6 protein-coding genes are annotated in these 6279 nt (G+C 64.3%); 4 read left to right on the forward strand and 2 right to left on the reverse strand.

The window, feature by feature from the left end; all coding sequences use genetic code 11:
* The first annotated feature begins 12 nt into the window (after window positions 1-12).
* Window positions 13-1158, forward strand: coding sequence for a THUMP domain-containing class I SAM-dependent RNA methyltransferase (locus tag C515_RS0101910; protein WP_245574969.1), 1146 nt, complete (start codon window positions 13-15; stop codon window positions 1156-1158).
* 97 nt (window positions 1159-1255) lie between these two features.
* On the opposite strand, the gene C515_RS19125 is transcribed toward C515_RS0101910, so the two are convergent.
* Window positions 1256-1870: a GGDEF domain-containing protein gene (locus C515_RS19125; protein ID WP_028454145.1), complete on the reverse strand. Its 615-nt coding sequence runs from the start codon at window positions 1868-1870 to the stop codon at window positions 1256-1258.
* 135 nt (window positions 1871-2005) lie between these two features.
* Here C515_RS19125 and C515_RS0101920 point away from each other — a divergent pair, with 135 nt between their 5' ends.
* Window positions 2006-3037 (forward strand): glycosyltransferase family 9 protein, encoded by a 1032-nt coding sequence (locus tag C515_RS0101920; protein ID WP_028454146.1) that lies wholly within the window; start codon window positions 2006-2008, stop codon window positions 3035-3037.
* Window positions 3037-4308, forward strand: a complete 1272-nt coding sequence (gene waaA / locus C515_RS0101925) for a lipid IV(A) 3-deoxy-D-manno-octulosonic acid transferase (protein ID WP_028454147.1) — start codon at window positions 3037-3039, stop codon at window positions 4306-4308. Before C515_RS0101920 ends, waaA begins: the two co-directional genes overlap by 1 nt.
* A 26-nt stretch (window positions 4309-4334) precedes the next feature.
* On the opposite strand, the gene C515_RS0101930 is transcribed toward waaA, so the two are convergent.
* Window positions 4335-5195, reverse strand: a complete 861-nt coding sequence (locus C515_RS0101930; protein ID WP_028454148.1) for a DMT family transporter — start codon at window positions 5193-5195, stop codon at window positions 4335-4337.
* 127 nt (window positions 5196-5322) lie between these two features.
* On the opposite strand from C515_RS0101930, the gene C515_RS22895 reads away from it, so the two are divergent.
* On the forward strand, window positions 5323-5844 hold the full coding sequence (locus C515_RS22895) for a hemerythrin domain-containing protein (RefSeq protein ID WP_028454149.1): 522 nt from the start codon (window positions 5323-5325) through the stop codon (window positions 5842-5844).
* Window positions 5845-6279: the final 435 nt, after the last annotated feature.

Below are 6279 nucleotides of genomic sequence, written 5' to 3' on the forward strand. Positions count from 1 at the left end.
CGGAGATTGACCTTGCTGCAAACCTTCCAGTTTTTCGCCCCCTGTCCGCGCGGACTTGAAACCCTTCTCGCCAGCGAAATCACCCGCCTGGGTGCGCGAGATGTGAAGGTGGCCGATGGCGGCGTGGGGTTTGCCGGCGCACCGCTGATGATGTATCGCGTCAATCTGCACTCGCGGCTGGCCAGCCGCGTGCTGTGGAAACTGGCCGAGCGGCCGTATCGCAGCGAGGAGGACATCTACCAGCTGGCGCGCGGTGTCGAGTGGCCGGCGCTGTTTGCACTGGAAAACACCATCAAGGTGGGTGTCACCGCGATCAAGTCGCCGCTGAAAAGCCCCGATTTCGCCGCGCTGAAGGTCAAGGATGCGGTCTGCGATGCGTTCCGCGCCAAGACCGGCGCGCGCCCGAGCGTGGAAACGCATGCGCCGGACATGCGCATCCAGCTCTTTCTGACCGACCGCATGGCAACGCTGTATCTGGATACCTCGGGCGAGCCGCTGTTCAAGCGCGGGTATCGCAAGGAAACCGGTACGGCGCCGCTGCGCGAGAATCTGGCGGCCGGCATCGTGCAGTTGTCGGGCTGGCGTCCGGACGAGCCGCTGCTCGATCCGATGTGCGGCTCGGGCACCATCCTGATCGAGGCGGCGATGCTGGCGCGCAATGTCGCGCCGGGGCTCAAGCGGGCGTTTGCCTTCCAGAAATTCCGCGATTTCGCTCCGGCGATCTGGCAGAAACTGCTGGATGAGGCGCAGGCCGCACAAACGGCCCAGCCGCTGGAAATCTATGGCCGCGACATCGACAGCCGCGCGCTGTATCACGCCGAAAGCAATCTGCAGGCCGCCGGGCTTGCCGATGCCGTGCGCCTGCAGCTGGGCGATTATCTCGATGCAGCTGCGCCGGCCGAGCATGGCGTGCTGCTGACCAATCCGCCCTATGGCGTGCGTCTGGAGGAGCAGCAGCATCTGATGTCGCTGTATCCGCAGTGGGGCGATGTGCTGAAACAGGAATTCGCCGGCTGGCGCGCGTATTTCTTCACTGGTGACATGCAGCTGGCCAAGACGATCCGGCTCAAGGCCAGCAAGCGCACACCGCTCTACAATGGCGCGCTGGATTGCCGGCTGTTCGAGTTCGTGATGGTGCACGGCGGCAACCGCGACTGATCGATTCCGGGGGGGCGCAGCCGGGGTTTCAGTTCGTAGTGACCGGGTTGCTTTCCGGGGGTATTGCCGTGTGGCCATTTGGCTGATTGGGCTTAGGCTACATACTCTGGGGCTGTTTGTCCTGTTCGCCGTAAAGCACCACCAGATTGTCACCCAGGGTGTGCGCGCGCTCCAGCGTGGCTTCCGAAGCCAGCAGCAGGTCGTCGAAGGTGTCGGTTTCCCGGCTCAACTCGCACACTGCGATGCTCAGTGACACCGGCACGGGATGGATGCCGACCATGCAGCCGGCCTCCGCCACGCGTTTGCGGATGCGTTCGGCGACCACGGCCGCGCCGCCCAGCGAGGTATCCGGCAGCAGCAGCGCCAGTTCCTCGGCCTGGTAGCGCCCGGCCAGATCGAAGTCGCGGATCGACAGGCGAATCTGCATCGCCACATATTGCAGCGCCGCATCGCCGCCTTCCTGGCCGAATTGCCGGTTGATGTCGCGCAGGCGGTCCACATCCATCAGCAGCATCGACACCGGTTTTTGCGCGCGCTGCGCGCGGTTGACCTCGCGCTGCGAGAGGTCGAGGAACTGCTGGCGGTTGAAGAAGCCGGTCAGCGGGTCGCGCACGCGCTCCTTGGCCAGCGCATGTTCGGCATCACGCAGGCGCAGCCAGAGGATTACGCAGGCAATCAGGGCGATGGTCAGCAGCAGGGACAGTATCGGCATCGTGTTTTACTCCTTGCCCGGACGGTGCGAGGCGCCGGCAAGATGATGTCAATCCGCTGCGCATGACCGGTGCCGGCGTGTTTTGAGCATAGCAGTCCGGGCACGGGCTGCTGCCGAATCGGCTAGAATCGGCGGATGACCTTTTCTGCTCCCGCATCCATTGCGCTGGTGCGCCTCTCAGCGCTGGGCGACCTGTTTCTGTTGCTGCCGGCGGTGCAGACGCTGTGTGAACAGCTGCCGCAGACCCGCCTGACCTGGCTGATCGAGCGCCGGTTTCTGCCGGTGGCCCGGCATCTGGCCGACCGGGTCGAGCTCTATCCCGTCGATGGCCCGAAAACGCTGGCGGAATACCGGCGCATCCGCCGCGATTTTTCCGGCCGGCGCTTCGATGTGCTGCTGGCCATGCAGGCCAAGCTGCGCAGCAATCTGCTTTATCCCCTGATCCATGCCGAACGCAAGATCGGCTTTGATGCGCGGCGCGCCCGGGATGGGCACCGCTGTTTTGTCAGCGAGCAGATTCCGGCCGCCGACGAGCATCTGGCTGACGGTTTCCTGGCCTTCGTGCGCCAGCTGGGCATCACCGGCCAGAGCACGCACTGGGCTCCGCCGCTGACGGATGCGGCGCAGGCCTGGCGCCACGCCCTGCTGGGCGATGAACCCTATCTGGTCATTAATCCGTCCGCGAGCAAGGCCGAGCGCGACTGGCCGCTGGCGCGCCTGCGCGAGCTTGTGCTGCGCCTGCCGGAAACCGGCTGGCAGGGGCGCGTGGTGGTGACCGGCGGCAATCCGCAGCAGTCGGCCGAGCTGGCAGGCCTGAGCCCGGGCGGCCTGAGTCTGGCCGGCAAGACCGATCTGCCGCAGCTCTTTGCCCTGCTGGCTGGTGCGCGCCTGCTGATCAGCCCGGACAGCGGCCCCGTGCACATCGCCAGCGCCTATGAGGTGCCCGTGATCGGGCTGTATGCGGTTGCACGTCTTGCCCTGAGTGGCCCCTGGCAACAAGGGGCATACAGTATCGACGTCTGGCCGCAGGCCGTGCGCGAGCTGCTCGGGCGCGATCCGGCCACGGCCGATTGGCATCTGCGCGTGCATGATTCGCGCGCCATGGCGCTGATCACGGTGGATCAGGTGCTGGCGCAACTGCGCCGTGTGCTGGCGGATGTGGGCTGATGGTGCGCGCACTGTATCGGCTGGCACTGTGGCTGGCCTTTCCGCTGATCTGGCTCTATCTGCTCAAGCGCTCCCGCAAGCAGCCGGCCTATCGCCAGCATTGGGCCGAGCGCCTGGGTTTTTATGGCGCGCAGCCCGCTGTGGCGCGGCGCTACTGGATTCATGCCGTGTCGGTCGGGGAAATGCGTGCGGCGGCACCGGTGATTGCCGGCCTGCGCGAACGCGACCCGGATGCCGAAATCCTGCTGACGTGCATGACGCCCACCGGCCGCGCAACGGCGGACGAGGTATTGGGCGGCAAGGGTTATGTGGTTTACCTTCCCTATGATTACCCCGGTGCAGTATCACGCTTCTTGCGCCACTGGCGTCCGGCCTTCGGCCTGATCATGGAAACCGAGCTCTGGCCCAATCTGCTGCATGGCTGCGCCGATGCCGGCATTCCGCTGTACCTTGGCAATGCGCGCTTGTCCGCGCGTTCTGCGGCTGGCTACCAGCGCATCGCCCCGCTGATCCGTCCCGCGCTGGCGCGACTGGCCGGCGTGCTGGCGCAGGATGAGGCCGATGCACAACGGCTGGCCGCACTTGGCGCGCGCGCCGTGCAGGTTGTCGGCAGCGTGAAATTCGACATGCCGGTGAATCCGGCCCTGCAACTGCAGGGCCGGCGCTGGCGCGCGCTGTTTGGTGATCGGCCGGTGCTGCTGCTGGCATCCAGCCGTGAGGGCGAGGAAGCGCTGGTGCTTGATGCGCTGCAGGGCTGCGGCTGGCCAGCCGGTTTGCTATTGATCGTCGTGCCGCGCCACCCGCAGCGCTTTGATGCCGTGGCCGCCCTGCTGGCAGAGCGTGGCCTGCCCGCCGTGCGGCGCAGCCAATGGGATGGCCATTCCGCCATTCCGGCTGCCACTGCGGTCTTGCTCGGCGACAGCATGGGCGAGATGGGAGCCTGGTATGCGGCAGCCGGTGCACAGGCCGAGCCGGTGCTGATGGGCGGATCATTGTTGCCCTTCGGCAGCCAGAACCTGATCGAGGCCTGTGCGCAAGGGGCGCCCGTGGTGCTGGGGCCTTCCACGTTCAATTTTGCCGCCGTCGCCGCCGCCGCGGTCACGGCCGGAGCTGCCTGCCAGGTGCAGGGAATACCGGAAGCGCTGGATCGCGCCATGCGGCTGCTGGCCGATGCGCCGGCCCGCCGGCAAATGGGGGCCGCCGGTCTGGCTTTTGCCGCAGCACATCGCGGCGCCACTGCACGGCTGTTGGCGGCTTTGCCGGTCGCGTAGTGATTTAAAGCAGACAACAACAGAGCCTAACTCCGCTGTGCCAGAACATGCAGCAGCAAGCCGGCAATGATCAGCGCACTGCCTCCCGCCAGTGCCGCCGGCACCGCTTCCTGGTTGACCGCGTGCCCCAGCCACAGTGCCGTGGCCGGAGTGAGCAGTGAAATCAGCGCAACGGAAATCGGCCGGCAGCGCTGGATCAGCCGGTAATACACACTGAAGCCCAGTGCCGAGCCGACGATGCCCAGGTAGACAATGGCGCCCAGCGCGCTGGCGGGAACTGCTTGCGACGGCAACGTGGCGCCAGACCCCAGCCAGGCCAGCCCGGTCACGCCCATGCAAACCAGCAAGGCGCAGGCATTGATCGCCAGTGCCGATTGCCCGGTGGAATGCCGTTTCAGCAATACCGCGCCGCCGGCTTGCAGCGCGACAGCCAGCAAAACCACGCTCGCAGGCCAGAGTGCCTGCGGGCCGGCAGACAATTGCCCGGCAAACACCACAAGCAGTCCCGCCATCCCCAGCGCAATGGCGGCCAGTTCGATCCTTCCCAATCTTTCCTGTAGCCAGAGACGGGCGAACAGTGCCGTCATCAGGGGGATCAGGCCGAAGAGCACGGCTACCAGTCCGGATGAAAGCGCTTGTGATGCCCAGTAAGTGCACAACATGGAGGCCGCCGAGGTGCCGCCCGCGATGCCGGCACTGCGCCATAGCGCTCGCCCCGGCCAAGCAGACTGGCGCCATAGGTAGAGCAGTCCCCAGGCCACGGTGGCGCCAAGCAGAAAGCGCAGCGTAACGGCCAGCGTGAAGGGCATGCCGCTCACACTCCATTTGATCGCTAGTGGCGTCGTAGACCAGAGTACGGTCAGAAACAGGGCGGAAAGCAGATTCATGGCGCAAGAATAATCGGGATTCGCCCTGGCGTGGCGCTGTTGACCCCGGCGCGCTTGTACTGGATCAAGCCTGGTCCGATTAATCCGACTAAAATAGTCGGACTAATCGCCGCAGGAGTCAGAAGCCATGATAAAGAACGCACTGAGCCAGCCCGGGCCAGGTTTTGATGATCCCCTGGCGATGCTTTATGCCTGTCATGACCGGGTGCGGCACTATGCACGGCTCGTACCCAGGCTGGCCGCGCACCTTGCCATCCGGGGCTGTGATGCTGAAGCGCAGCAGGCTGCCAGCGGCATCCTGCGCTACTTCAATGTGGCCGCGCCCCTGCATCACCAGGATGAAGAGGATGATCTTTTTCCAGCCCTGCAGTGCTGTGCTGATGCAAGACTGGCGGCCAGCATGTCGCGCCTGCAGGCCGAACATGATGGCCTGGCCTTGCTGTGGTCCCGCTTGCGGGTGCAGCTTGAGGACATACAGCAGGGGGAGGCTGGTCTTGATGCTGAACTGGCGCAGGCGTTCGCGCGCCGCTATTGCGAACATGCCGCTGCCGAGGAGCAGGAAATCTATGAACGGGCGCGCGGTTTGCTCAATCAGGAGCAGCTGAGCGCCATGGGTGAGCGCATGGCGCAGCGACGGAAAACGTCATGAGAGGAGCGTTGACAGGGAGTGCGGGGAGTAAGTTCGGTCGGGGCTGTTGGAAGAAGGCGTCGCAGCCAGTTGTCTCGATTGTTGCAAATCAGTGACTTATCGAACTGCCTGGTGATTTTCTGTGGCGGGGTGTTGACGGGTTCGGGTTCGGGTCGTATAGTTCGGCCTCTCTGCTGCTGACGCAGCGAAAGAAACGAAGCGAAACGACAAGTTTAGCGAAGTTTGCAGCGTCAGGGCAACGATCTTTAACAATCTACAGCCGATGAGTGTGAGTGCTTGGTTTGACCAGCACTCGCGCTTAAGACAGAAGTAACAAGTACACACTTGTTGATTCTGAGTTTTAAGCAAGCGAGCGCAATTAAGTAGTAACAGTGATTAAACGAAAGAGTTTGATCCTGGCTCAGATTGAACGCTGGCGGCATGCTTTACACATGC

It is taken from the genome of Chitinilyticum litopenaei DSM 21440, from assembly GCF_000428145.1.
Taxonomy (GTDB): domain Bacteria; phylum Pseudomonadota; class Gammaproteobacteria; order Burkholderiales; family Chitinibacteraceae; genus Chitinilyticum; species Chitinilyticum litopenaei.

Bases quoted from the DNA above. Each gene is read 5' to 3' on its own strand.
- C515_RS19125 (WP_028454145.1), bottom strand. From the start codon at position 1,870: ATGCCGATACTGTCCCTGCTGCTGACCATCGCCCTGATTGCCTGCGTA.
- C515_RS0101920 (WP_028454146.1), top strand. From the start codon at position 2,006: ATGACCTTTTCTGCTCCCGCATCCATTGCGCTGGTGCGCCTCTCAGCG.
- waaA (WP_028454147.1), top strand. From the start codon at position 3,037: ATGGTGCGCGCACTGTATCGGCTGGCACTGTGGCTGGCCTTTCCGCTG.
- C515_RS0101930 (WP_028454148.1), bottom strand. From the start codon at position 5,195: ATGAATCTGCTTTCCGCCCTGTTTCTGACCGTACTCTGGTCTACGACG.
- C515_RS22895 (WP_028454149.1), top strand. From the start codon at position 5,323: ATGATAAAGAACGCACTGAGCCAGCCCGGGCCAGGTTTTGATGATCCC.